The sequence below is a fragment of the Streptomyces sp. B21-105 genome (genome assembly GCF_036898465.1).
Taxonomy (GTDB): Bacteria; Actinomycetota; Actinomycetes; order Streptomycetales; family Streptomycetaceae; genus Streptomyces.
This window is the reverse complement of record NZ_JARUMJ010000001.1, coordinates 2,103,588-2,127,939: the sequence shown is the minus strand read 5'-3', so window position 1 is coordinate 2,127,939 and position 24,352 is coordinate 2,103,588. Positions and strand designations below refer to the sequence as shown.

At 71.3% G+C, this 24,352-nt stretch carries 21 protein-coding genes; 17 read left to right on the top strand and 4 right to left on the bottom strand.

The window, feature by feature from the left end:
• Positions 1–42 precede the first annotated feature (42 nt).
• The 11 genes from QA802_RS09575 (at position 43) to QA802_RS09525 (ending at position 11,526) form a co-directional block, all read left to right on the top strand.
• The gene (locus QA802_RS09575) at positions 43–1,302 is read left to right on the top strand and encodes an MFS transporter (protein ID WP_334519991.1); all 1,260 of its coding nucleotides are present in this window, start codon (positions 43–45) and stop codon (positions 1,300–1,302) included.
• Positions 1,303–1,311: 9 nt separating this feature from the next.
• Entirely contained in the window at positions 1,312–2,673 is a 1,362-nt protein-coding gene (gene pafA / locus QA802_RS09570) for a Pup--protein ligase (RefSeq protein WP_057579606.1), read from the top strand.
• A 137-nt stretch (positions 2,674–2,810) separates the two neighbouring features.
• Entirely contained in the window at positions 2,811–3,815 is a 1,005-nt protein-coding gene (locus QA802_RS09565; protein WP_334519988.1) for an FKBP-type peptidyl-prolyl cis-trans isomerase, read from the top strand.
• Positions 3,816–3,880: 65 nt separating this feature from the next.
• Positions 3,881–4,252: an FKBP-type peptidyl-prolyl cis-trans isomerase gene (locus tag QA802_RS09560; RefSeq protein ID WP_020128331.1), complete on the top strand. Its 372-nt coding sequence runs from the start codon at positions 3,881–3,883 to the stop codon at positions 4,250–4,252.
• Between the two features lie 155 nt (positions 4,253–4,407).
• Positions 4,408–5,385 (top strand): helix-turn-helix transcriptional regulator, encoded by a 978-nt coding sequence (locus QA802_RS09555; protein WP_334519986.1) that lies wholly within the window; start codon positions 4,408–4,410, stop codon positions 5,383–5,385.
• A gap of 18 nt (positions 5,386–5,403) precedes the next feature.
• Positions 5,404–6,468, top strand: coding sequence for a helix-turn-helix transcriptional regulator (locus QA802_RS09550; RefSeq protein WP_334519984.1), 1,065 nt, complete (start codon positions 5,404–5,406; stop codon positions 6,466–6,468).
• The gene (locus tag QA802_RS09545; protein ID WP_334519981.1) at positions 6,465–6,755 is read left to right on the top strand and encodes a hypothetical protein; all 291 of its coding nucleotides are present in this window, start codon (positions 6,465–6,467) and stop codon (positions 6,753–6,755) included. Before QA802_RS09550 ends, QA802_RS09545 begins: the two co-directional genes overlap by 4 nt.
• A gap of 20 nt (positions 6,756–6,775) precedes the next feature.
• Positions 6,776–6,970 carry a hypothetical protein gene (locus tag QA802_RS09540; protein WP_319166175.1) on the top strand — a complete coding sequence of 65 codons (195 nt, stop codon included), beginning with the start codon at positions 6,776–6,778 and terminating at the stop codon, positions 6,968–6,970.
• A 283-nt stretch (positions 6,971–7,253) separates the two neighbouring features.
• Positions 7,254–7,541, top strand: coding sequence for a Sec-independent protein translocase subunit TatA (gene tatA / locus QA802_RS09535; protein ID WP_319166174.1), 288 nt, complete (start codon positions 7,254–7,256; stop codon positions 7,539–7,541).
• Positions 7,542–7,588: 47 nt separating this feature from the next.
• A complete protein-coding gene (gene tatC, locus QA802_RS09530) occupies positions 7,589–8,533 on the top strand; it encodes a twin-arginine translocase subunit TatC (RefSeq protein ID WP_334519976.1) in 945 nt (314 codons plus the stop codon).
• Between the two features lie 140 nt (positions 8,534–8,673).
• A complete protein-coding gene (locus QA802_RS09525; protein ID WP_334519973.1) occupies positions 8,674–11,526 on the top strand; it encodes a DEAD/DEAH box helicase in 2,853 nt (950 codons plus the stop codon).
• A gap of 196 nt (positions 11,527–11,722) precedes the next feature.
• Here the strand turns inward: QA802_RS09525 and atzF are convergent, their stop codons facing one another.
• The 4 genes from atzF to QA802_RS09505 are packed head-to-tail and all read right to left on the bottom strand — an operon-like array spanning position 11,723 to position 18,376.
• A complete protein-coding gene (gene atzF / locus QA802_RS09520) occupies positions 11,723–13,375 on the bottom strand; it encodes an allophanate hydrolase (protein WP_334519970.1) in 1,653 nt (550 codons plus the stop codon).
• Between the two features lie 11 nt (positions 13,376–13,386).
• Entirely contained in the window at positions 13,387–16,893 is a 3,507-nt protein-coding gene (locus QA802_RS09515) for a 5-oxoprolinase/urea amidolyase family protein (protein ID WP_334519967.1), read from the bottom strand.
• A complete protein-coding gene (locus tag QA802_RS09510) occupies positions 16,890–17,552 on the bottom strand; it encodes an urea amidolyase associated protein UAAP2 (RefSeq protein ID WP_334519964.1) in 663 nt (220 codons plus the stop codon). Before QA802_RS09510 ends, QA802_RS09515 begins: the two co-directional genes overlap by 4 nt.
• On the bottom strand, positions 17,549–18,376 hold the full coding sequence (locus QA802_RS09505; protein ID WP_334519962.1) for an urea amidolyase associated protein UAAP1: 828 nt from the start codon (positions 18,374–18,376) through the stop codon (positions 17,549–17,551). Before QA802_RS09505 ends, QA802_RS09510 begins: the two co-directional genes overlap by 4 nt.
• A gap of 174 nt (positions 18,377–18,550) precedes the next feature.
• On the opposite strand from QA802_RS09505, the gene QA802_RS09500 reads away from it, so the two are divergent.
• The 6 genes from QA802_RS09500 to QA802_RS09475 all read left to right on the top strand — a co-directional run bounded on the left by QA802_RS09500 (position 18,551) and on the right by QA802_RS09475 (position 24,336).
• Positions 18,551–19,177, top strand: a complete 627-nt coding sequence (locus tag QA802_RS09500) for a TetR/AcrR family transcriptional regulator (protein WP_334519960.1) — start codon at positions 18,551–18,553, stop codon at positions 19,175–19,177.
• A gap of 473 nt (positions 19,178–19,650) precedes the next feature.
• Positions 19,651–21,270, top strand: coding sequence for a sensor histidine kinase (locus QA802_RS09495; RefSeq protein WP_334519958.1), 1,620 nt, complete (start codon positions 19,651–19,653; stop codon positions 21,268–21,270).
• Positions 21,267–21,674 (top strand): roadblock/LC7 domain-containing protein, encoded by a 408-nt coding sequence (locus QA802_RS09490; RefSeq protein ID WP_306953797.1) that lies wholly within the window; start codon positions 21,267–21,269, stop codon positions 21,672–21,674. The genes QA802_RS09495 and QA802_RS09490 overlap by 4 nt, the downstream gene beginning before the upstream one ends.
• Positions 21,671–22,117, top strand: coding sequence for a DUF742 domain-containing protein (locus QA802_RS09485; RefSeq protein WP_334519953.1), 447 nt, complete (start codon positions 21,671–21,673; stop codon positions 22,115–22,117). Before QA802_RS09490 ends, QA802_RS09485 begins: the two co-directional genes overlap by 4 nt.
• Positions 22,098–22,718 (top strand): GTP-binding protein, encoded by a 621-nt coding sequence (locus tag QA802_RS09480; protein ID WP_319166164.1) that lies wholly within the window; start codon positions 22,098–22,100, stop codon positions 22,716–22,718. The genes QA802_RS09485 and QA802_RS09480 overlap by 20 nt, the downstream gene beginning before the upstream one ends.
• A 61-nt stretch (positions 22,719–22,779) precedes the next feature.
• Positions 22,780–24,336 carry a cytochrome P450 gene (locus QA802_RS09475; protein WP_334519949.1) on the top strand — a complete coding sequence of 519 codons (1,557 nt, stop codon included), beginning with the start codon at positions 22,780–22,782 and terminating at the stop codon, positions 24,334–24,336.
• Positions 24,337–24,352 lie beyond the last annotated feature (16 nt).

The window sequence follows — 24,352 nt, the reverse complement described above, 5'->3', positions numbered from 1 at the left end:
CGGGGGGTCGCCGTCCGGGGCGAGCTGACCGGAGGCGGGACATTGGCCGCGGGATACCTGGAGATCCTCAGGGCGAAGCATGCTGCCAGGCTGCTCGTGGGCACGCTGGTGGGTCGGTTGCCCAATGCGACGGCGGCTGTCGCGATCGTGTTGTTCGTGCGGGCGCAGGGTGGTTCGTACAGTCTCGCGGGCGGGCTGGCGGCGGTGTACGGGGTTGCGAACGCCATGGGTCAGCCGCTGCTGGGGCGGCTGGTGGATCTGCACGGGCAGCCGCGGGTGCAGTTGCCGGCGGCGCTGGTCTCGGCCGGGGCGATGACGGTTTTCGCGTTCGCGGGCACGGATCCGCTGTCGGTGGCGTATGCGGCGGTGGCGGCTTCCGGGCTGTTCACGCCGCCGCTGGAGGGTGGTCTGCGGGCGTTGTGGCCGTCGGTGCTGCGGCGTGAGGAGCAGGTGCACACGGCGTATGCGATGGACGCGGTGGCGCAGGAGGTGATGTTCACGGTGGGGCCGTTGCTGGTGACGTTGTGTGTGTCGTTGTGGTCGGCTCGGGCGGCTGTGGCGGTGCTGAGCGCGGTGGGGGTGGCGGGGGCGTTGTGGGTGGTGGTGTCGCCGCCGTCGCGTGCGTGGCGTTCGGCTCCGCGTGAGGCGCACTGGCTGGGTGCGTTGCGCTCGAGGGGTCTGCTGGCGTTGCTGGGGGCGTTCTTGTTCATCGGGATGGCGTTGGGTTCGATCACGGTGGCGTCGGTGGCGTATGCGGACGGGCACGGCGGGGATGTGGTGTACGGCTGGTTGATGGCGGCGTTGGGTCTTGGTGCGCTGGTCGGGGGCCTGGTGTACGGGGCGCGGCGGTGGGTGGGGGCGCCGGAGCGGCGGTTGCGGGTGTTGGTGGCTCTTTTGGCGGTGTGTTATCTGCCGTTGCCGCTGATGCCGGGGGCGGTGGCGATGGTGGCGTTGACGGCGGTGGCGGGGTTGTTCCTGGCGCCGGTGATCGCGTGTGCGTTCGTGATCGTGGATCGGCATGCGCCGGCGGGGACGGTGACGGAGGCGTTCTCGTGGTTGGTGACGACGTTCACGGTGGGTGCGTCGGTGGGTACGGGGCTGGCGGGTCCGGTGGTGCAGGAGGGTGGGGCGTTGTGGGGTTTCGCGGCGCCGGCTGTGGCGGGGGTGGTGTCGTTGGTGGTTTTGCTGGCGACGGGGCGGGTACTGGCAGTTCCGGCCGGTGGTGGGGTTGTTGCGGCTTCATCGGAAAATGATCCAAACCGTGCTGCCGAACCCCGTTTCAGTTCAGGGGATCGGGCGTAATGTTCAGTCATGGACCGCCGCATTTTCGGGCTGGAGAACGAGTACGGCGTCACATGTACGTTCAGGGGACAGCGTCGGCTGTCTCCCGACGAGGTGGCGCGGTACCTCTTCCGCCGTGTCGTGTCATGGGGCCGAAGCAGCAATGTCTTTCTGCGGAACGGCGCCCGTCTCTATCTCGACGTGGGTTCGCATCCGGAATACGCGACACCGGAATGTGACAACGTGACCGAGTTGGTCACCCACGACAAGGCCGGCGAGCGCATTCTCGAGGGACTCCTGGTGGACGCGGAGCGACGCCTGCACGAGGAAGGAATCGCGGGCGACGTCTACCTCTTCAAGAACAACACGGACTCGGCGGGCAACTCTTATGGTTGTCACGAGAACTATCTGGTGGCGCGGCACGGGGAGTTCTCCCGGTTGGCGGACATCCTGATTCCGTTCCTGGTGACCCGGCAGCTGCTGTGCGGCGCGGGCAAGGTGCTGCAGACGCCCCGTGGGGCGGTCTACTGCGTCAGTCAGCGGGCCGAGCACATCTGGGAGGGTGTGTCGTCGGCGACGACCCGCTCGCGGCCCATCATCAACACCCGCGACGAGCCGCATGCGGACGCTGAGCGGTATCGGCGGCTGCATGTCATCGTGGGCGACTCGAACATGTCCGAGACGACCATGCTGCTGAAGGTCGGGGCGACCGATCTGGTGCTGCGCATGATCGAGGCGGGCACGGTGATGCGGGATCTGACGCTGGAGAACCCGATCCGGGCGATCCGTGAGGTCAGTCATGACATCACGGGCCGGCGCAAGGTCCGGCTGGCCAGCGGTCGTGAGGCCTCGGCGCTGGAGGTGCAGCGGGAGTACTACGAGAAGGCCGTGGACTTCGTCGAGCGCCGCGGCGTCCGTACGGGCACGGTGGAGCAGGTTCTGGAGCTGTGGGGTCGCACGCTGGACGCGATCGAGGCGGAGGACCTGGACCGGATCGGTACCGAGATCGACTGGGTGATGAAGTACAAGCTCATCGAGCGGTACCGGGCGAAGCACAACATGACGATGTCGCATCCGCGTGTGGCGCAGATAGACCTCGCCTACCACGACATCCATCGGCGTCGTGGCCTGTACTACCTGTTGGAGCGCAAGGGTCAGGCGGCGCGGATCTGCAACGACTTGAAGATCTTCGAGGGCAAGTCGGTGCCGCCGCAGACGACTCGGGCGCGGTTGCGCGGTGACTTCATCCGTCGTGCGCAGGAGCAGCGTCGGGACTTCACGGTGGACTGGGTGCATCTGAAGCTGAACGACCAGGCGCAGCGCACGGTGTTGTGCAAGGACCCGTTCCGTTCGGTGGACGACCGGGTGGAGAAGCTGATCGCCGGCATGTGAGGGATGTGTTCCGCGCGTGCTCCGCGCACGGAACGGAACGCAACACGGGCACCGTACGTTTCCCGTACGGTGCCCGTGTCGCGTCGTAGAGTTGCGCGCACGCCATCAGAAGATCGATCGATTACGAGGCTTTCATCGTGCGCCGACGCTCCCTCATCCTTGCCGCTGTACCCGCGGGACTGGTCACGCTCGCCGGGTGCGGCGACGACAAGTCCGACACGAGCAAGGCGAGCGACAGTGCGTCGCCCTCTGCGGGGGCTTCGTCCGCGGCTCCTCCGCCGAAGATCGTGGACGGTCCGTTGCCGGCCATCACGGCGGGGGTGAAGTTCGGTGAGAAGCCGACGGTGGCCAAGGGCAGCGGTGCGCCGTCGGATCAGTTGGCGGTGAAGACGGTGATCGCGGGCAGCGGTAAGACCGTCGCGGAGAACGACTACGTCCAGGCCCACTGTCTCGGTCAGATCTGGGCCAGCGGGAAGGTTCTCCTCAACTCCTACGACTCCAAGAAGACGCAGTTCACCCGGCTTGCCAAGGGCGGCAACCTGGAGGGCTGGACCTATGCGCTGGCGGGGAAGAAGACCGGCAGCCGGGTGCTGTTCTCGGTGCCGCCGGCCTGGGGTTTCGGCAAGGAGGGCAACACGCAGGCGGGGATCACGGGCACCGACACCCTGGTGTTCGTGTTCGACATCGAGAACACGTTCAACTCGACGGCTTCGGCCAAGGGCAAGGACGTGCCGCAGAACGATGCCGGGGGGCCCAAGGTCGGCACGAACACCGACGGCAAGGCGCCCTCGATCGAGATCCCCAAGTCGAAGGCGCCGACGAAGCTGGTGTCGAAGTACGTGATCGAGGGGGACGGCGCCGTGCTCGCGGCGGACGACACCGTGCTGGTGCAGTACAAGGGCGTCGTCTGGGACACGGGCAAGGAGTTCGACTCGACGTACAGCAGCAAGGCGCTGACGTCGTTCTCGCTGCAGCAGGTGGTCCCGGGCTGGGCGCAGGGTCTGACGGGCAAGAAGGTGGGCAGCCGGGTCGTCATCGTGATTCCGCCGTCGCTGGGTTACGGGGACAACCCGCCGAGTGGCAGCGGCATCGAGAAGGACTCCACGATGGTGTTCTCGGTGGACGTCATCGCCAAGGCGTGAGGTCGTCCAAGGTGTAAGACTGTCGGTGTTGTTGCTTTTCCGTGAGACGTGCAGGAGCCAGTGACGTGAGCATTGACAAGCCCGAGATCGACTTCCCCGGTGGCGAGCCCCCGGCGGACCTCGAGATCAAGGACATCTGGGAGGGCGACGGCGAGGTCGCGCAGGCGGGCCACAACGTCAGCGTCCACTACGTGGGTGTCGCCTTCAGTACCGGTGAGGAGTTCGACGCCAGCTGGAACCGCGGGACGCCGTTCCGTTTCCCGCTCGGCGGCGGCCGGGTCATCAAGGGCTGGGACCAGGGTGTGCAGGGCATGAAGGTCGGCGGGCGTCGTCAGCTGACCATTCCGGCCCACCTCGCCTACGGCAACCAGAGCCCGACGCCGGCGATCAAGCCGGGCGAGACGCTGATCTTCGTGGTGGACCTGCTCGGGGTCTGACCCCGGCGTGTCCGGTCGGCGCCGATCATGGCGTGACCGGTGTCGATCATCCGGGGCCCATGCCTGCCTGGGCATGGGCCCTCGGCTTTTGTCCGGGCACCGCGGGGCGGTACGGTCGTCGATCGTAAGCACCATAGGGGAGGCGAAGGGCGTCGATGGCCATTGCCAAGGCCGAGCGGCTGATGAACCTCGCGCTGTGTCTGCTCGGGACGCGCAGGCCGCTCAGCAAGCGTGAGCTGCGCGATTCCATCGAGGCGTACGTCGAGACCTTGCGGTCCGGGCACGGCGCGGCGGCGTCGGAGGACTCCTTCAACCGGATGTTCGAGCGGGACAAGGACGATCTCCGTGAGCTGGGCCTGGTCATCGAGACCGTGGAGAGCCTGGACGGCGAGATCGGTTATCTGGCCCGCAGGGACAGCAACCGTCTGCCGCCGATCACTTTGGACGCCGAGGAGGCCGCGGCTCTGGGTCTGGCCGCCAAGGTGTGGCAGCAGGCCCGGCTGGCGGGGGCGGCCAGTGGCGCTCTGCAGAAGCTGCGGGCGGCGGGACTGCCCGAGGACGTCGACCCCTACGAGGCCCACGGTGCGCTGGAGCCCCGGATTCCCGTGCACGAAGCCGCGTTCGAGCCGCTGATGCTGGCCTGCCGCGACCGCCGGCCGGTGGTGTTCGACTATCGCAAGGCGACCGCCGCGCATCCGGAGCCGCGGCATGTCGAGCCGTGGGCGTTGGAGTGCTGGCGCGGGCACTGGTATCTGGCCGGTTTCGACCGTGACCGGGGTGCCGAGCGGGTGTTCCGGCTGTCGCGGATCACGGGCAAGGTGCGTTCGAGGGGGGCGCGCTTCACCGCGCCGGTTCCCGATGTCGTCACGGTGCGCGAGACCGTCGCCAGTTGGGCGGGGGAGAGCGCCGACCGCAGCGCGCTGATCCGGCTGCGGACGGACGCGGGGTACCCGTTGCGGGCCAAGGCCACGGCGGTGCGGGAACTCGGGGACGGCTGGGACGAGTTGGAGATTCCGTACGGGCACGGCCTGGACGCCTGGCTGGTGGAGTTCGGGCCGGACGTGGTGGTGCTGGAGCCGGCCGAGCTGCGGGCGGATGTCGTGGACCGGCTACGGGCCGTGGCCAAGGGCTGAGGGGGAGCGAGCAACACAGTGGCAGGCAAACCGGTCAGGCCCACGAACGCGATCGACCAGACCCGGCGGATGCTCTCCCTGGTGACGTACCTCAGGGAGCGTCCCGGCGCGCGCGTCGAGGACGTGGCACGCGCCTTCGGCATCACCGAGGACGAGTTGGTCTCCGACCTCGACGTACTGCCCATGTGCGGCACCAGTTTCCGCGGGGGTGACCTCCTCGACATCGACACCGACGGTGAGCGCATCTGGTGGCACAACCCGGCCGCGCTCGGCGCGGACGCCGCCGAGCCGTTGCGGCTGGCCGCCGACGAGGCGACCGCGCTGCTGGTGGCGGCGCGGGCGGTGGCGACGCTGCCCGGACTGCGCGAGAGCGACCGGCAGGCGCTGTTGCGCGCCACGGCGAAGGTGGAGACCGCGGCGGGCGAGGCGGCCGGTGCGAGCTCCCGCTTGTCGGTGACGTTCGAGTCCGAGGGCGGGGTGTTCGCCGACGTCGACCGGGCGATCTCCGAGCGGCGCCGGCTGTGGATCCGCTACTACTCGCCCGCCCGTGACGAGGTCACCGAGCGCGAGATCGACCCGATCCGCCTGGTCAGTGTGGGTCACACGTATGTGGAGGCCTGGTGCCGCCGCTCGGAGGCGCGCCGCACGTTCCGGCTGGACCGGGTGGCGGAGATCAGGATCCTCGACGAGCCGTCGGCGCCGCCGGAGATCGAACTGCGGGACCTGTCGGAGGCGCTGGTGCAGCCGTCCGCGGAGGACCCGGAGGTCGTCGTGGAGGTGGGCCCGGGGGGCCGCTGGGTCGCCGAGTACTACCCGCACGACAGCGCCGATGAACTTGCCGACGGCGGGCTGCGTATCACTCTTCGTACGCCCGACCCGGCCTCGCTGCGGAGGCTGGCGCTGCGGCTCGGGCGTGACGGGCGGATCGTCTCGCCGCCGGACCTCGCCGACAGCGCCCGCCGGGCCGCCCGCGAGGCGCTGGCGGCGTACGACGGGTTCGAGGCGGGGGCGGCCGCCGGTGCGGCGGCGCTGCCGGGGGAGCGGCCGCGGCAGCAGGGCGACGGGCGGGAGCAGAAGAGTTGAGCGAGCCGGTGACGTCCGGGGTGCGGGGTCTGTCGGTGGCGTCCGCGTTCGCGGGGATGCGCAGTGTGGCGCCGGTCCGGTTCCGGGCCGGCTGTCCGGACTGCCGGGGGTGTTTCGAGCTGACCGCGAGCGCGCTGCGGCTGGCGATCGGCGCCTCCAGCCGCACCACGTTCTACTCGTTCACCTGCCCCGACTGCGGGGCGGCGGTGCGCAAGCCGGCCGGTGAGCGGATCGTGGAGCTGCTCACCGGCGGCGGGGTCAGGACCCTGCGTCTGCAGACCCCGTAGCGGGGTCTAGGCTCGGCCTCATGTTCTGGGCGATGTGCGCGGTTGTGTTGGGTTTTGCGGGTCTCGCCGTTCTCGCGGTGTTCGCCGTGCGGGTCTTCGTGGAGGCGCGGCGTCTGGGGCGGCAGGTCGCGGAGTCCGCACGCCGTATCGACCGGGCCGCTCAGGACCTGGAGCGGGCGGCGGCGAGCGCGGCTCGCGCGGTGGACGCCCTGTGACCGCGGTGGTCGAGGGGCCTGGCGACGAGCTGTCGCTGTTCCGGGAGTCCCGCGGGGAATGCGTTTTGGGCCACTTCGCCCTCCCGCGCCGGTGGGGGAGGCAGGTACGCTGCTGGTCGCGGCTCGGATAACGAGGCCCGGACCGCGCACCGGGAGTAGGCACAGGGATTGCCTCACGTTTACCCCTGAGCGTTACGATCGCTGTCAACACGATCGTTCGGACAGTTGTCCGACCGGTCGGACGGCACCCACCCCCGCAGCCTCGGTGAGAAGGTAAAGACTTATGTTCGGAAGGCTCGGCGCCCCCGAGATCATTCTCATCCTCGTCGTCGTCATCCTGCTGTTCGGCGCCAAGAAGCTTCCCGACATGGCGCGGTCGCTCGGCAAGTCCGCTCGCATCCTCAAGAGCGAGGCCAAGGCGATGAAGGAAGACGGCAGCAGCACGGCCACCCCGGCCGGGCCGCCCCACAACGAGGAGCAGCCCCCGGCTCAGCGCACCATCCAGGCCTCTCCCGGTGACGTGACCAGCTCCCGTCCGGTCACCGAACCGACGGACACGACCAAGCGCTGACGCAGGGCCGGTGACCTCCGGCCCGCCGAACGAGATGGGAACGTGGGTTGCTGAAGTCTGCCCGCAAAGAGGAGATGGACCCCGAGGGGCGGATGCCCCTCGCGGATCACCTTCGTGAGCTCCGCAACCGGCTCGCGAAGGCGATGCTGGCCATCGTCGTCGTGACGATCGTGGCCGCCTTCTTCTACAAGAACATCATCGAGTTCTTCACGAACCCGATCCTGCATGCCGTGGGGTGTGACTCCAGTTTCTCGGAGCTGGCGCAGAAGCGCAGCGGCACCTGCGCCCGTATCGTGCTGAACGGCCTGCTCACGCCGTTCACGCTCGCCCTGAAGGTGTCCCTGATGGCCGGCGTGATCTTCGCGTCGCCGGTCTGGCTCTACCAGCTGTGGGCCTTCGTCGCGCCCGGCCTGCACAAGCACGAGCGCAAGTACGCCTACGTGTTCGTCGGCACGGGTGTTCCGCTGTTCCTCGGCGGAGCGTTCTTCGCGTACAAGACGCTGCCGACCATGGCCAAGGTGCTGCTCCAGTTCTCGCCCGCGGACCTGGACAACCAGCTGCCGCTGGACGACCTGCTCGACCTGATCGTGCGCATGGTGCTGGTCTTCGGCCTCTCGTTCGAGCTGCCGCTGCTGCTGGTGATGCTCAACCTGACCGGGGTGCTCACCGGCAGGCGCATGTTCGGCTGGTGGCGCGGGATGATCATGGGCATCACCGTGTTCGCCGCGGTCGCCACGCCCAGCACCGACCCGCTGACCATGCTGGCGCTCGCCGGTCCCATCTGGGTTCTCTACTTCTGTGCGACCGCCTTCTCCCTGCTCAACGACCGCCGGAAGAGCCGTCGCGACGCCCTGGGACCGGCCGACGACGAGGCCTCCGACCTGGACCTCACCCCCGAGGCCCTCGGCGAGGTCGAGACGGTCACCGCGAGCCGGTCGCTGCCGGAGCAGTCGACCACGGACCGCGTCAACGGGTATGACGACGTGACCTGACAGACGTCGGAGGGCTTTTCGGGGCGATGGCCGTGATCAGAGGGATCCCTCTGATCACGGCCATCGCGGCGGGTCGCGGACGGGCGGCTGCGGTCCGGTGACCTGGGCGTACCGAGGGTCGACGGCAGCCGATCCGGATAATGATCGTCCTGTTGTCGGTGTGGCCCGGTACGCTCGAAAGCACGATGACAGAGGATCTCTCACCGGCCGAGCGGTACGAGGCAGCACGTAAGCGCGCTGTCGAGCAGGCCACCTCGCTCGCGTCCTTCCGCGAGATGTACGACTTCGGTCTCGACCCCTTCCAGATCGAGGCCTGCCGGGCGCTCGAGGCGGGCAAGGGCGTCCTGGTCGCCGCGCCCACCGGCTCCGGCAAGACGATCGTGGGCGAGTTCGCCGTCCACCTCGCTCTCCAACAGGGCAAGAAGTGCTTCTACACGACGCCCATCAAGGCGCTGTCCAACCAGAAGTACTCCGACCTGTGCCGCCGCTACGGCAGCGACAAGGTCGGTCTGCTCACCGGCGACAACAGCGTCAACTCCGACGCCCCGGTGGTCGTGATGACCACCGAGGTGCTGCGGAACATGCTGTACGCCGGCTCGCAGACCCTCCTCGGCCTCGGATACGTGGTGATGGACGAGGTGCACTACCTCTCCGACCGCTTCCGGGGCGCCGTGTGGGAGGAGGTGATCATCCACCTCCCCGAGTCGGTCACCCTGGTCTCCCTGTCGGCGACCGTCTCCAACGCCGAGGAGTTCGGCGACTGGCTGGACACCGTGCGCGGGGACACCGAGGTGATCGTCTCCGAGCACCGGCCGGTGCCGCTGTTCCAGCACGTCCTCGCCGGCCGGCGGATGTACGACCTGTTCGAGGAGGGTGAGGGGCACCGCAGGGCCGTCAATCCCGACCTCGCCCGGCTGGCCCGCATGGAGGCCTCCAAGCCCTCCTACCAGGACCGCAGGCGCGGCCGTAACGCACGCGAGGCCGATCGTGAGCGGGAGCGCCGGCAGCGCTCGCGGGTGTGGACGCCGGGGCGGCCGGAGGTCATCGAGCGACTCGACGCCGAAGGGCTGCTGCCCGCCATCACGTTCATCTTCAGCCGCGCCGCCTGCGAGGCCGCCGTCCAGCAGTGCCTGTACGCCGGACTGCGGCTGAACGACGAGGAGTCCCGCGCCAAGGTCCGTGCCCTGGTCGAGGAGCGCACGGCCACCATCCCTCACGAGGATTTGCACGTCCTCGGCTACTACGAGTGGCTGGAGGGCCTGGAGCGGGGCATCGCCGCCCACCACGCGGGCATGCTGCCCTCGTTCAAGGAGGTCGTCGAGGAGCTGTTCGTGCGCGGCCTGGTGAAGGCCGTCTTCGCGACCGAGACGCTCGCCCTGGGCATCAACATGCCGGCCCGTTCGGTCGTCCTGGAAAAGCTCGTCAAGTGGAACGGCGAGCAGCACGCCGACATCACCCCCGGCGAGTACACCCAGCTCACCGGGCGCGCGGGCCGGCGGGGCATCGACGTCGAGGGGCATGCCGTCGTGCTCTGGCAGCGCGCCATGAACCCCGACCACCTGGCCGGGCTCGCGGGCACCCGCACCTATCCGCTGCGCTCGAGCTTCAAGCCGTCCTACAACATGGCGGTCAACCTCGTCGAGCAGTTCGGCCGGCACCGCTCCCGCGAACTGCTGGAGACGTCGTTCGCGCAGTTCCAGGCCGACCGGTCGGTGGTCGGGATCTCCCGGCAGGTGCAGCGCAACGAAGAGGGGCTCGAGGGCTACAAGTCCTCCATGACCTGCCACCTCGGCGACTTCGACGAGTACGCGCGGCTGCGCCGCGACCTCAAGGACCGTGAGACGGAGCTGGCCAAGCAGGGCGCGGCCCAGCGGCGCGCCGAGGCCGCCGTGGCCCTGGAGAAGCTCAAGCCCGGGGACGTCATCCACGTGCCCACCGGCAAGTACGCGGGCCTGGCGCTGGTGCTGGACCCGGGGCTTCCGGCCGGGCGGGCCAACGGCCACCGCGGCTTCGACCACCACGACGGGCCGCGCCCGCTGGTCCTCACCGCCGAGCGGCAGGTCAAGCGGCTGGCGTCGATGGACTTCCCGGTGCCGGTCGAGGCGCTGGAGCGGATGCGGATCCCGAAGACGTTCAACCCGCGCTCGCCGCAGTCCCGCCGCGACCTGGCCTCCGCGCTGCGGACCAAGGCCGGGCACATTCCGCCGGAGCGGGCCCGCAAGCAGCGCTCCCAGGCCGCCGACGACCGGGAGATCGCCCGGCTTCGCACCGCGATCCGGGCGCACCCCTGCCACGGCTGCTCCGACCGGGAGGACCACGCCCGCTGGGCCGAGCGCTACCACCGGCTGCTGCGGGACACCTCGCAGCTGGAGCGCCGCATCGAGGGACGCACCAACACGATCGCCCGCACCTTCGACCGGATCGTGGCGCTGCTGACCGAGCTGGACTATCTGCGGGGCAACGAGGTCACCGAGCACGGCAAGCGGCTCGCCCGGCTCTACGGCGAACTCGACCTGCTCGCCAGCGAATGCCTGCGCGCCGGCGTGTGGGAGGGGCTGGCCCCCGCCGAACTCGCCGCCTGCGTCTCGGCGTTGGTCTACGAGGCGCGGGTCGGCGATGACGCGATGGCGCCGAAGCTGCCCTCCGGCAAGGCGAAGGCCGCGCTCAGTGAGATGGTCCGGATCTGGGGTCGGCTGGACGCGCTGGAAGAGGACTTCCGGATCAGCCAGACCGAGGGCGTGGGACAGCGCGAACCCGACCTGGGGTTCGCCTGGTCCGCCTACATGTGGGCCTCCGGCAAGAGCCTCGACGAGGTGCTGCGCGAGGCGGAGATGCCGGCCGGCGACTTCGTGCGCTGGTGCAAGCAGGTCATCGACGTGCTGGGGCAGATCTCGGCGGCTTCTCCTGCGGAGGGCTCGACCGTGGCGAAGGCTGCGCGCAAGGCTGTCGATCAGCTGCTGCGGGGAGTGGTGGCCTACTCGTCGGTGGGGTGAGCGCGGGGTGGCGGGTGCGGGGAGTTCGTGGCTGGTCGCGCAGTTCCCCGCGCCCCTGGGGGTGTGATCCCCGCGCCCCTGATTGTGGGGGGCCCGGGGTTTTGGGTGCGCAGCTCCCCGCGCCCCTGGGGGTGCTGCCCTTTCCGGGGCTCTTCACGGCGCTGGCCTCGGTGTGACGCGGTTGGTCGGTGGGGGATTACCGCTGGTGGTGGTTCAGATAGGCGCGCCAGCTGCCGTGGGGGGTGATGTCCTCGGCGTCTGTCAGCGCGCCGGGCTCGCACAGGAATCCGGGGACGCTGCTGCCGTCCGACAGGCGCACGCTGCCCAGCGCCATGGGGCGGGGGAGTGTGGACAGCAGGCGGCCGAGGCCCTCCGCGGGCAGGCGCCACACCTCGGCCTCGACGGCCGCACCCCCCTCGCCCACGTGCTCCAGACCCGGCTTCGGGGGTGAGGTGCGCAGGGCGTGCAGGCGGTAGAGCGGGGCCGTCGTGATCGTGACGTCGAGCCGGGCGCCCACCGCCAGCAGTTGCGGGTTCAGCGGCTGGCCCGTCAGATGCGCGCCCACCACGGCCAGTCGGGTCTCCGGCTGGAGCAGTGCGGCGATCCGGGTGAGCCGCTCGTCCGTGTGCGCCGGACCGACCAGCATCACGCCGAACGGGAGCCCGTTCACCTCGCCGGCCGGCGCGGCCACCGCCGCCAGGTCGAAGAGGTTGGTGGAGTTGGTGAAGCGGCCCAGCCGGGCGTTGGCGCCCAGCGGGTCGGCGGCGACCTCCGCGAGTGTGGGATGTCCGGGGGCGGTGGGAAGCAGCAGGGCGTCCGCGTCGGCCAGTTCGGTCAGGGCGCGGGTGCGCAGCGCGGCCAGCCGGTCCTGGTCGGCGAAGAGCCGGTGGGCGGGGATGTCGCGGGCGGCCCGGATGATGCCGGCGACCGTGGGGTCGAGGCCCTCCCCGCTCTCGGCCGTCGCCTTGTCGACGAAGGCGCCCACGGCGGTGTAGCGCTCGGCCACGAAGGCGCCCTCGTAGAGCATGGCCGCGGCCTCGGTGAAGGGGGTCAGGTCCAGGGGGCGGAGTTCGGCGCCGGCGGCGGTGAGCTGTCGAGCCGCCGCCTCGTACGCCTCGCCCCAGCCCTCGTCCAGCTCGCCGAGCTGCTCGCGTGGCGGGACGGCGATCCGCCAGGGGCCGGGAGCGCGCCCGGGGAGGGCCGGCACGGGGCCGGCGGCCATGTGCGCCAGGGCCTGCTCGGCCTCCGCGAGGGTGCGGGCGAACACCGTCACACAGTCCAGGGACGCGCAGGCCGGGACGACACCCGTGGTCGGCACCAGACCCCGGGTCGGCTTCAGTCCGACGATGCCGTTGAAGGCGGCCGGCACGCGGCCCGAGCCGGCGGTGTCCGTGCCGAGCGCGAGGTCGACGATGCCGAGGGCGACCGCGACGGCAGAGCCGGAGCTGGAGCCGCCGCTGATACGGGCCGGATCCCACGCGTTGCGGACCGCGCCGTACGGGGAGCGGGTCCCCACCAGGCCCGTCGCGAACTGGTCCAGGTTCGTCGTGCCGAGCAGCAGCGCGCCGGCCGCGCGCAGACCGGCCACCGCCTGGGCGTCCTCGGCGGGTTCGTAGGCGTACGCCGGGCAGCCCGCGGTGGTGGGCAGGCCGGCCGCGTCGATGTTGCCCTTGACGGCGAAGAGCCGCCCGGCGAGGGGGAGGCGGGCCCCGGCGGCGACGCGTTCGTCGATCGCGCGGGCCTCCGCCTCGGCCTCCTCCCGCGGGCGCAGGGCGATCCAGATCTCGGGGCGGTCCACGGCCTCGACGCGGTCGTAGGCGGCGCGGATCCGGCGGAGCGTCGTCGACATGGGGGTTCCTCTCAGTTCGCGGCCGGGGCCAGGACGACCAGCGCCGTCCCCGCCTCCACCTGGTCGCCGGGCCGGGCCAGCACCTGCGCCACCACGGCGTCGACCGGCGCCCGCACCCTGGACTCCATCTTCATCGCCTCCAGGGAGAGCAGCGGCTGACCCGCGCTCACCTCGTCCCCGGGCGAGACGTTCACCTGCCACACGGACGCGGCGAACTCCGCCTCGACCAGCCGGCCGCCCGCGGGGACGCTCACCTCGGCGGGGGGTGCGGGCGGCGCCGTCGCCGCCTCCGCCCGCGCGAACTCGCCCGCAGCCTCCCACGCGTCGCGCTCCGCCGCGAACGCCGCCTGCTGGCCCGTCCTGAACGCGGCGATGGACTCGGCGTGTTCGGTGAGGAAGGTCCGGTACGCGGCGAGCGAGAAGGTGCCCTCCTCGATGCGCGGGACGAACCGGCCGGAGGTGATGTCGGCGCGCAGTTCCAGCAGTTCGTCGGCGTCGACCGGGTACCAGCGGATCCGGTCGAAGAAGCGCAGCAGCCAGGGTGAGCCGGGTGCGAACGCGCCGCGCTGCTGCCAGGGCGACCACACCTGTGTCGTCCGGCCCACGAACTGGTAGCCGCCGGGTCCCTCCATGCCGTAGATGCACAGGTACGCCCCGCCGATGCCCACCGAGTTCTCGGCCGTCCAGGTGCGCGCCGGGTTGTACTTCGTCGTCACCAGCCGGTGCCGGGGGTCGAGCGGGGTGGCCACCGGCGCGCCCAGGTAGACGTCGCCGAGTCCCAGGACCAGGTACTCCGCGGCGAAGACCGTGTCGTAGACGTCCGCCGGGGTGCCGAGGCCGTTGACGCGGCGGATGAACTCGATGTTCCACGGGCACCAGGGGGCGTCGTCGCGGACGCCCGCCATGTAGCGCGCGATGGCCTCCCGGGTCGCGGGGTCGTCCCAGGAGAGCGGCAGGTGCACGGTGCGGGAGGGCACGACCAGCTGGTCCGTGGGCGGCAGCGCGGCCACCGTCCGCCGTACGGCCGTGAGGAGTTCGGGCAGGGGGAGACGGTCCGGGTCGGTCTGGATCTGCAGGGAGCGGATGCCCGGGGTGAGGTCGGTGACGCCGTCGGGGCCGGTCTCGGCGACCGCCTCCATCAGGGCGTGCACCCGCATCCGCAGGGTCAGGTCCAGCTGCATCGGGCCGAACTCGACCAGCAGGTTGTCGTCGCCGCTGCGCCGGTACGTCACGTCGCCGTCCCGGGCCAGCACGCCGCCGTCTTCGATCGCGGCGCGCGGTGCGCCGTCCACGGCCACCGGCCGGAAGCGGACCGTGTCGCCGGGCCGCAGCTGGCCCAGTTTCCAGCGCTCGGAGCTCAGGACCGTCGCCGGGCACACGAACCCGCCGAGCGAGGGCCCGTCCGGTCCGAGCAGCACCGGCATGTCGCCCGTGTAGTCGACGGCGCCGACGGAGTACGGCGTGTCGTGGATGTTGGACGGGTGCAGGCCCGCCTCGCCGCCGTCGGTGCGCGCCCAGCGCGGCTTGGGTCCGATCAGACGCACCCCGGTGCGCGCCGAGTTGAAGTGGACCTTCCAGTCGGCGGCGTAGAAGTCGCGGATGTCGTCCTCGGTGAAGAACTCCGGTGCGGCGTGGGGTCCTTCGACAGCGCCGACGTCCCAGACGGATCCGAAGGACGGCCGGTCCGTGACCGGGGAGCCCTCGGCGGTCGTCCCGCCGTGCAGGACGTCGCCCGTCCGCAGCGCCCGTCCGCCGTGCCCGCCGAACCGGCCCAGTGTGAAGGTGCTCGCGCTGCCCAGGAAGGCGGGGACGTCCAGACCGCCCGCGAACAGGACGTAGGTGCGCAGCCCGTGTCCGCTCGGCGCGTCGACCTCCAGCAGGGAGCCGGCGGGCACGGTCAGCGGTTCCCACTGGGCGACCGTGGCGCCGTCCACGGTGACGGTCGCGGGCGCGCCCGTCACACAGACGGTCGTGGCGTGGCTGAACCGCAGGGCCGGACCGCGCAGGGTGCACTCCAGGCCCGGGGCGCCCTCGGGGTTGCCGAGCGCCCGGTTGCCGAGGCGGAAGGATCGGTCGTCCATCGGGCCGGACGGGGGGACGCCCACCTGCCAGTGGCCGGTGCGGCCGGGCCAGTCCTGGACGGTGGTGAGGGTGCCGCCGGAGACCACCTCCACGCGCGGGGTGGGGTCGTGCACCTCGGCGAGGGTCGCCGTCGAGTGGGTGGCCGTGACCAGGCGGTCGTCGGTCAGCGCCGCCCGCACCAGCCCCAGGTTGGTCTCGATGCCGTCGATTCGGGTGCGGGCCAGGGCGGCGTCGAGGCGCCGCAGGGCCTCCGTGCGGTCCGGGCCGTGCGCGATCACCTTCGCGAGCATGGGGTCGTACGACGTCGTCACCTCGGTGCCGGTCTCCACCCAGCCGTCGACGCGCACCCCCTCGGGGAACTCCACCCGGGTCAGCAGGCCGGCGCTGGGCCGGTGTCCGCGGCTCGGGTCCTCCGCGTAGAGGCGGGCCTCCACGGCGTGGCCGCGCGGCGGGCCGGGGTCGCGGACGACGTCCTCCTCGCCGCGCGCCAGCCGCAGCATCCAGGCGACGAGGTCGACGCCGTAGATCTCCTCGGTGACCGGATGCTCCACCTGGAGCCGGGTGTTGACCTCGAGGAAGTACGCCTCCTCGCGGGCCGCGTCATAGACGTACTCGACGGTGCCGGCGGAGCGGTAGCGGACGGAGGCGCACAGGTCGCGGGCGCCGGCGGCGAGCCGTGCGCGCACGTGGTCCGGGATGCCGGGCGCGGGGGCCTCCTCCAGGACCTTCTGGTTGCGGCGCTGCAGCGAGCAGTCGCGGTCGCCGAGGACGACGACGTCGCCCCGGCCGTCGCCGAACACCTGGACCTCGACGTGGCGGGCGTCGCCGACGAGCCGTTCCAGGAAGACGCCGGCGGTGGCGAAGGAGGCTGCGGCGACGCGCTGGACGCGTTCCCAGGCGTCGGCGAGCTCGTCGGGACCGGCGCAGGCCGACATGCCGATCCCGCCGCCGCCCCCGGTCGCCTTCAGCATCACCGGATAGCCGATGACCTGGGCCTTCTCCTGCGCCTCGGCCAGCGAGGCGAGCAGGTCCGTGCCCGGCGCCAGTGGCACCCCGGCGGCCTTCGCCGCCGCCCGGGCGGTGTGCTTGGCGCCGAACAGCTCCAGCTGCTCGGGGGTCGGACCGACGAAGACGATGCCGGCGTCGGCGCAGCGGCGGGCGAAGGAGGCGTCCTCGGAGAGGAAGCCGTACCCCGGGTGGACCGCGCCGGCCCCGGTGTCCTTGGCGGCCCGCAGGACCAGGTCGGCGTCGAGGTAGGACTCCTTCGCGGGGGCCGGCCCGAGCCGCACGGCCTCGTCGGCGAGCCGGACGTGCGGCGCCGAGCGGTCGGGGTCGGAGTACACCGCGACCGTGCGCAGGCCGAGTTCGCGGGCGGTGCGGATGATGCGGACGGCTATCTCGCCCCGGTTGGCGACCAGCACCGTGTCGAAGGTCATGCGCCGGCCGCCTCGGTGATCGCCGTCTCCACCGCTGTCGGCTCGGTGATCGTCGTCTCCACCGCCGTCGGCTCGGTGATCGTCATTTCCACCGCCGTCGGCTCGAAGCCGTTGCACGGGTTGTTGATCTGCGGGCAGTTGGAGACCAGCACCAGCACGTCCCGTTCGGCGCGCAGCGAGAGGGACAGACCGGGCGCGGAGAGGCCGTCGACGATGCCGAGGGTGCCGTCCTTCTCGACGGGCACGTTCATGTACCAGTTGATGTTGGAGACCAGGTCCCGCTTGCCGAGGCCGTGCCGGGCGCCCTCGGCGAGGAAGTTGTCCACGCAGGCGTGCTGGGAGAAGGTGTGGTGGCCGTAGCGCAGGGTGTTGGACTCCTTGGAGCAGGCGCCGCCGACGGTGTCGTGGCGGCCCACGGCGTCGGCGGTCACCGTCATCAGCGGAGTGTGCTCGTTGGACATCAGCACGCTGCCCGCGGTGAGGAAGATGCCGCCCTGGGCGTGGATGGTGTCGGGGGCGCTGTAGCGCACGGACGTGTCGTGGGCGTCGTACACGAGGAAGTCGACGGCCTGGTTGCCGTGCAGGTCGGTGATGGTGAGGCAGGCGCCGGCGCGGACGACGGACGACCACGCGGCGCGGGCGGGAACGACGGTCTTCATGCGAGCCCCCGGGCGGTGAGGTGTTCGGCGGAGTTGAGGAAGGCGCGGCGGCCCTCGGGGGTGGCCTCCCAGAGGGGGTCGCCCGGCCGGGTCGGGCCGGCCCGCCAGGCGAGGACCTCCAGCGCGGTGCTGACGTACTGCGGGCGCGGGTCGGACGGGTGCGGCACGTTGGCGATCAGGACCGTCACGTCCTGTTCGGCGCGCAGGGTGACGCTGCCGCCCGGGCCCGCCGACCCGGTGAAGTCGAGGGCGCCGTCCTCGCCGACCCGCACGCCTTGGAAGAAGGAGAGGGAGGGCGGCAGGTCGCGGGGCTCGAGGCCGTTCTTGGCGGCGGCCAGCTTGAACAGTTCCCGGCCGGCGGGGGAGGCGGACTGCGGGGTGCCGTCGCCGTAGCGCTCGGTGTTGCGCACGAGCGTGGAGGTGCCGCACAGGGCGTCGTGCCGGCCGGCGGTGTCGGCGACGACCGAGGCGAGGACGCGGCCCTGGTCGGACAGGAGCAGGACGCCCTCGCCGAGGTAGGCGTTCCACTGCACCTTGACCGTGTCGGCGACGTTCAGCCGCTCCCAGGGCCGGTCGGCGGCGAACAGGAGGAGGTGGGCGCAGGCGTCGCCGTGCAGGTCGGTCAGGCGCAGTTCGGTTCCCCGGGCCAGGACGCGGTGGGTGTAGTTGCCGCCCGCGACCGTCTCCGCCCAGACCAGGAGTCCCGCCTCGCAGGGCGGGGCCGGCCAGTCCCGGGCCGGGACGACCGGCATGGCCTCGGCGTGTGCGCCCTCCTGGGCCCGGGCGTGGGCGCGTGCTCCGTATGTGGTCGCTGTCGCCGCCATGGCGGACCTCCGCAGCTCGGTTCCGGCGCTGTCGCGCTGATTTCTGTCGCCCGACAGAAATTAGGTCCGGGGCGGGTCGCCGTCGTTGCCCTCCGGTTGCGGGCCGGTTACCGACTTCTCACCGGGGGCCCGGGCGAAGATCGCCGGACGGGGGCGTGTGCGAGGATCGAACGCATGGGGACGGACAGCGGGCGTCGAGTGGGCCGGCCGCGGGCCGCGCAACGCCCGGACAGCGGGCTCGCGCCGCGCGCCGAACTGCTCGTGGCGGCCGCGGAGTTGTTCACCACGCGCGGCTACGCCGCCACCACGACCCGGGCCGTCGCCGAACGGGCGGGCATGCGCCAGGCCACCATGTACCACTACGTCTCCGGCAAGGAGGAGCTGCTCGCGGACCTGCTGGAGTCGACGGTCGCACCGTCGCTGACCCGCGCCCGTGAGCTGCTCGCCGACGCCGCGCGGCCGGCCGAGGAACGGCTGTGGGAGCTGTGCCGCACCGACGTGGAGCTGCTGTGCGGCGGCCCCCACAATCTCGGCGGCCTCTATCTGCTTCCTGAGGTGCGCGCCGAGCGGTTCGCCGGCTTCCACGCCGTGCGCGCCGAACTCAAGGACGCCTACCGCCGGCTGATCGCCGCGACCAAGGCGGGCGACGCGCTCGACGCGGACGAGCTCGCTGTGCGCACCGACCTGGTCTTCGGGCTCATCGAGGGCGTCATCCTCGTCCGCCGGTCGGGTCCGGCGGGCTCCGCCCCGCGGTTCGCCCGCGCCACCGCGGACGCCGCCCTGCGTATCGTGCGCGACTGAGGGAAGTCGTGCCCGGCTGGCGTCGGCCGTGCCTGGGCCCCGGCGCAGGCCGTGCGTAGGCCCCGGCGCAGGCCGTGCGTAGGCCGTGGCGTAGGCCGTGGCGCAGGCCGTGCTGATCGACGAGACCCGTGGGTCACCGGCGCGGGCCGTGGCCGCTGACCCGACGGCGCCCGGCTGACCTCGTGGCGGCGAGCCTCGCGCGGTGCCGCTCGAAGGGCGGTGCTGCCATCCGTCCCGGTGAACTGTTTCGCACGCCCTTGCGTCGCTACACCCTGTGTTCGCGTGATTGCATGGCGTTCAAATGGGTTGAGGTTACTCCACGTACGGGAACGGTTTCAGACGGTTGCCGAATATGACACGGCGATGATCCGGTCGGACTAAGCTCGCCCGCGGCGCACCGAGTTGAGGCGAATTCGTGCGCTTGTTCCCACATATCCCGAAGATGCCGACAGATCCCTACAGAGGGTGCCCACATGGTGAGTGTTCAGTCCCCACCCGGTCGCCGAGAACTTCCCCTTGCACGCGTGTTGTTGCTGCCCGCGATACTGATGGCCGCGGCGACCGGAGCCGCCGTCGCCCTGGTGGCGGCGCAGGCGCGGGTCGCCGTCGGCGTCTGCGGAGCCGTCGCCACCCTTCTGGTGATCGCGGCGGGAGCCGAGTCGGCCCGTCGCGGTCGGCAACTGCGGGAACTGCGCGCGGAGCGGGACCAGCGCCTCGCATACCTGGAACGACGCGTCGCCGACCACGCGGAGGAGAACCGCCGCCTCGCCCACGAACACGTGCCGAGCGCCGTTTCGTGGCTGCGCGCCGGAAATTCCCCCAGGGAGGTGATGCGCGACCTCAGCGAGAGTGATCCTTCCTTCCGCGAACTCGACGACGCGCAGCGCGCCGTGGTCCGCAGGATCCTCGACATCGTCGACCACGAGGAGTCCCTGCGCGACTCCGCCCAGCGCTCCTTCGTCAGCGTCGCCCGCCGGGTGCAGGCCATCGTCCACCAGCAGTCCGCGGAACTGCGGGAGATGGAGGAGGACCACGGCCGCAACCCCGAGGTCTTCGACGACCTGCTGCGCATCGACCACGGCACCTCGCTGATCGGCCGCCTCGCCGACTCCATCGGCGTGCTCGGCGGCGGCCGGCCCGGCCGCAACTGGCCCCAGCCCGTCCCGCTGTACAGCGTGCTGCGCGGCGCCATGTCCCGCATCCTCGAGTACCGGCGCATCCAGCTGGACTCCATCGCCAAGGTCAACATCCGCGGGCTGTCCGTCGAACCGCTCATCCACGCGCTCGCCGAGCTCCTCGACAACGCCACCCGCTACTCGCCGCCGAACAGCAAGGTGCACGTCAACGCCGTCGAGGTGCAGACCGGCATCGCCATCGAGATCGAGGACGCCGGCGTCAGCCTCAGCGAGGAGGCCCGCGCCAAGGCCGAACGCATGCTGGAGCAGGCCAAGGCAGGCGTCGACATCCAGGACGTCGGCGGCACCCCTCGGCTGGGCCTCGCGGTCGTCGGCCGTCTGTGCACCTCCTTCAACCTCCAGGTCTCGTTGCGCACGTCGGCCTACGGCGGCGTCCGGGCCGTCCTCATCGTGCCGAGCGAGATGCAGACCTCCGACCCGGCCCCCGGCTTCGCGCACGGCATCGGCGCCACCGCCGTACCGCAGATCGACCTGAGCACGATCGGCGAGGGCCCCAAGCGCCCGCCCAAGAAGCGCCGCCCCACCAACGCGCGTATTCCTGCCGGAGTCTCCCTGACCGACGACGTGCCCGAGGTCACCGAGTGGACCGACCAGGGCCTGCCCCAGCGCCGCAGCAAGACCACCATCCCGATCACCCAGCGCTACGCCGAGGCGTACGCCGCCCAGGAGGCCGCCCGCGAGGGCAAGCCCGACCTGTTCGCGCGGCCCGAGCCGGAGCCCGATCCCGAGCCGAAGCGCGAGCCCGGACTGGCCTTCGAGGCCTTCTGGGAGGGCCTGAAGAAGGCGGCTCCGCCCGGCGTCCACCCCACCGACTTCACCCGCAACCCCACCGCGTACCTGCACCTGCTCGAAGACAAGGCCAAGACCGAGGCCGACGATGAAGGGGACCCCACGTGATCCAGCAGCGCCAAAACTTCGACTGGCTGCTCAAGGAGCTCTACGACGGCGTTCCGGGCATCGAGATGATCGTCGTGCTGTCGGCCGACGGACTGCGCATCGCCCGTTACGCCGGTGACCCCGACGCCGCCGACCGGGTCGCCGCGGCCTGCGCCGGCCTGCAGAGCCTGGCCGCCGCCGTCGGACAGGAGATCCACTCCAGCAGCGGCGAGATGGACATGGTCGTCATCGACCTGAGCGGCGGCTACTTCTACATGATGTCGGCCGGCGCCAACGCCTACCTCGCGGTCCTCGCCGACGTGCGCTGCGAGGCGGGCCGGATGAGCGGCATGATGCGCGACCTGGTCGTCCGCATCGGCGCCCACCTGACCAGTCCTCCCCGCCGCAACGGGCAGAACGTATGACCCCTCCGCAACGCCGACGGCGACAACCCCTGCCGGTACCTCCCCCGCCCGTACCTCCGCCGCCCCCTACGCAGACCATGCGTTCCTCGCAACCCGAGGGGTCCCCGGAGGAGGGGGAGGGCAAGAACCCCGAACGGCTGTACATCATCACGGGAGCGGACGGCGAGCGGGCGCCCCTCGACCTCGTCACGCTGATCGTGGCGTGCGCCGAGACGCCCTCTTCCGCCCCGCCGGAACAGACCGCGGTGCTGCGGATGTGCGGAGCCCCGCTCTCGGTGGCCGAGGTGTCGGCCTACCTGGGCCTGCCGTTCAGCGTGGTGACGGTGCTGCTCACCGAGATGCTGGCGGCCGAGCTCGTCCAGGCACGCGCCCCCATCGTCCGGCAGCAGCTCCCCGACCGTTCCCTTCTCGAAGCGGTGATGCATGGACTTCAACGGCTCTGACACGCTCCCCGGCCCACGGGCCGAGGACCACCTGCCGCACACCACGACCGCCGCGGCGAAGATCGTCATCGTGGGCGGCTTCGGCGTCGGCAAGACCACCATGGTCGGTTCCGTCAGCGAGATCAGGCCGCTGACCACCGAGGAGACCATGACCCAGGCGGGCATCGGGATCGACGACAACTACGGCTCCGAGACCAAGACCGCCACCACCGTGGCCATGGACTTCGGCCGCATCCGCATCACCGACCAGGTCGTGCTCTACCTCTTCGGCACCCCCGGCCAGGAGCGTTTCTGGTTCTTGTGGAACGGCCTCTTCGAAGGGGCGCTGGGCGCGGTCGTCCTGGTCGACACCCGCCGCCTCGAGGTCAGCTTCGAGGTCATGGGCCGGCTGGAGGAGGGCGGCGTGCCCTTCGTCGTCGCCGTCAACACCTTCCCCGACGGGCCCCGTTACCCCCTCGACGACCTGCGGGCCGCGCTCGACCTGCCGCCCGAGATCCCGATCGTGGAGTGCGACGTCCGACGCCGCGCCTCCAGCCGCGACGTCCTGATGACCCTCATGCGCTTCCTGCACTCCCTGGCGCTCAGCCGCAGCCTCACCTGACCCGCACGGCACCCACCCACCCACCGACACCGGATTCAGCAAAGTTTCGGAGCGACCCCCTGTGACTCCCGAACACCCCACCCCCACCGGCGCCCCCACCGGTCCGAACGACCTCGCCCTCAGCCCGCCGCCCGGCTGCCCCGCGCACGTGCGGGGCCCCGGCGGACTGGCCCGCCTGTACGGCCCCGGCGCGGAGGACCTCAACGAACTGTACGAGCGGCTCCGCGAGGAACACGGCCCCGTGGCGCCGGTCCTGATCCACGACGACCTGCCGATGTGGATGGTCCTCGGTCACGCCGAGAACCTGCGCATGGTGCGCACGCCCTCGCAGTTCACCAAGGACACCCGCACCTGGTCGCAACTGGTGGACGGCAAGGTCAGGCCCGATCACCCGCTCATGCCGCACATCGCCTGGCAGCCCATCTGCGCCCACGCCGAGGGCGACGAGCACAAGCGGCTGCGCGGCGCGGTCACCGCGGCCCTGGCCACCATCGACGACCGCAGCGTGCGCCGCCACATCAACCGCTCGAGCCAGCGACTGGTCAACCGCTTCTGCGAGAAGGGCGGCGCGGACCTGGTCGGCGACTTCGCCGAACACCTCCCGATGGCCGTGATGTGCCATGTCCTTGGCATGCCCGACGAGTACAACGACACGATGGTGCACGCCGCCCGCGACGCCCTCAAGGGCACGGAGACGGCGGTCGCGAGCCACGAGTACGTCGTGGGGGCGCTCGCCCGGCTCACCGCCCGCCGCCGCGCCGAGCCCGAGGACGACTTCACCAGCCACCTCATCGGCCACCCGGCCGCACTCACCGACGACGAGATCAGGGAGCATCTGCGCCTGGTTCTCTTCGCCGCCTACGAGGCCACCGTCAACCTGCTCGCCAACGTGCTGCGCATGGTCCTCACCGACCCCCGTTTCCTCGCCCAGCTCAACGGCGGCCAGATGACGGTGGCGGAGGCGGTCGAGCAGTCCCTGTGGGACGAGCCCCCCTTCAGCACGATCTTCGGCTACTTCGCCAAGCAGGACACGGAGTTGGGCGGTCAGCACATCCGCCGGGGCGACGGCCTCTTCTTCGCGCCCGCACCCGGCAACGTGGACCCCCGGGTCCGCCCCGACCTGTCCGCCCACATGCAGGGCAACCGCTCCCATCTCGCCTTCGGCAGCGGCCCGCACGAGTGCCCCGGCCAGGACATCGGGCGCGCCATCGCCGACGTCGGCGTCGACGCCCTGCTGATGCGGCTGCCTGACATCCAACTCGACTGCGACGAGGACGAGTTGCGCTGGACGACGTCCATCGCCTCGCGCCATCTGGTGGAACTGCCGGTCCGGTTCGAGCCGAAGCCCCAGCAGGACGTCAAACACAAGCCGAGCCACGCCCCGGTGCCGCCGCAGCGGACCGTGCGCCCGGTGAGCACCGCGCCGCAGGCCGCTCCGGCGCCGACTCCGGCTCCGGAGCCGACTCCGGCGCCCGCGCCGGTTCCCGTCGCCGAGCCGGCCGCCGCTCCACGGCCCGCACCGGCGGCATCGCCCGTGCAGCCGGCCACGCAGCCGGCCGCGCCGGCCCGCAGGCCGAACGCCTGGCGCCGCTTCCTGGCCTGGTGGCGCGGCTACTGAGCCGGTCTCCCGTAAC

Bases quoted from the DNA above. Each gene is read 5' to 3' on its own strand.
- QA802_RS09480 (WP_319166164.1), top strand. From the start codon at position 22,098: ATGGACTTCAACGGCTCTGACACGCTCCCCGGCCCACGGGCCGAGGAC.
- QA802_RS09540 (WP_319166175.1), top strand. From the start codon at position 6,776: ATGTTCTGGGCGATGTGCGCGGTTGTGTTGGGTTTTGCGGGTCTCGCC.
- pafA (WP_057579606.1), top strand. From the start codon at position 1,312: ATGGACCGCCGCATTTTCGGGCTGGAGAACGAGTACGGCGTCACATGT.
- QA802_RS09495 (WP_334519958.1), top strand. From the start codon at position 19,651: ATGGTGAGTGTTCAGTCCCCACCCGGTCGCCGAGAACTTCCCCTTGCA.
- QA802_RS09510 (WP_334519964.1), bottom strand. From the start codon at position 17,552: ATGAAGACCGTCGTTCCCGCCCGCGCCGCGTGGTCGTCCGTCGTCCGC.
- QA802_RS09500 (WP_334519960.1), top strand. From the start codon at position 18,551: ATGGGGACGGACAGCGGGCGTCGAGTGGGCCGGCCGCGGGCCGCGCAA.
- QA802_RS09555 (WP_334519986.1), top strand. From the start codon at position 4,408: ATGGCCATTGCCAAGGCCGAGCGGCTGATGAACCTCGCGCTGTGTCTG.
- QA802_RS09485 (WP_334519953.1), top strand. From the start codon at position 21,671: ATGACCCCTCCGCAACGCCGACGGCGACAACCCCTGCCGGTACCTCCC.
- QA802_RS09525 (WP_334519973.1), top strand. From the start codon at position 8,674: ATGATCGTCCTGTTGTCGGTGTGGCCCGGTACGCTCGAAAGCACGATG.
- tatA (WP_319166174.1), top strand. From the start codon at position 7,254: ATGTTCGGAAGGCTCGGCGCCCCCGAGATCATTCTCATCCTCGTCGTC.
- atzF (WP_334519970.1), bottom strand. From the start codon at position 13,375: ATGTCGACGACGCTCCGCCGGATCCGCGCCGCCTACGACCGCGTCGAG.
- QA802_RS09515 (WP_334519967.1), bottom strand. From the start codon at position 16,893: ATGACCTTCGACACGGTGCTGGTCGCCAACCGGGGCGAGATAGCCGTC.
- QA802_RS09505 (WP_334519962.1), bottom strand. From the start codon at position 18,376: ATGGCGGCGACAGCGACCACATACGGAGCACGCGCCCACGCCCGGGCC.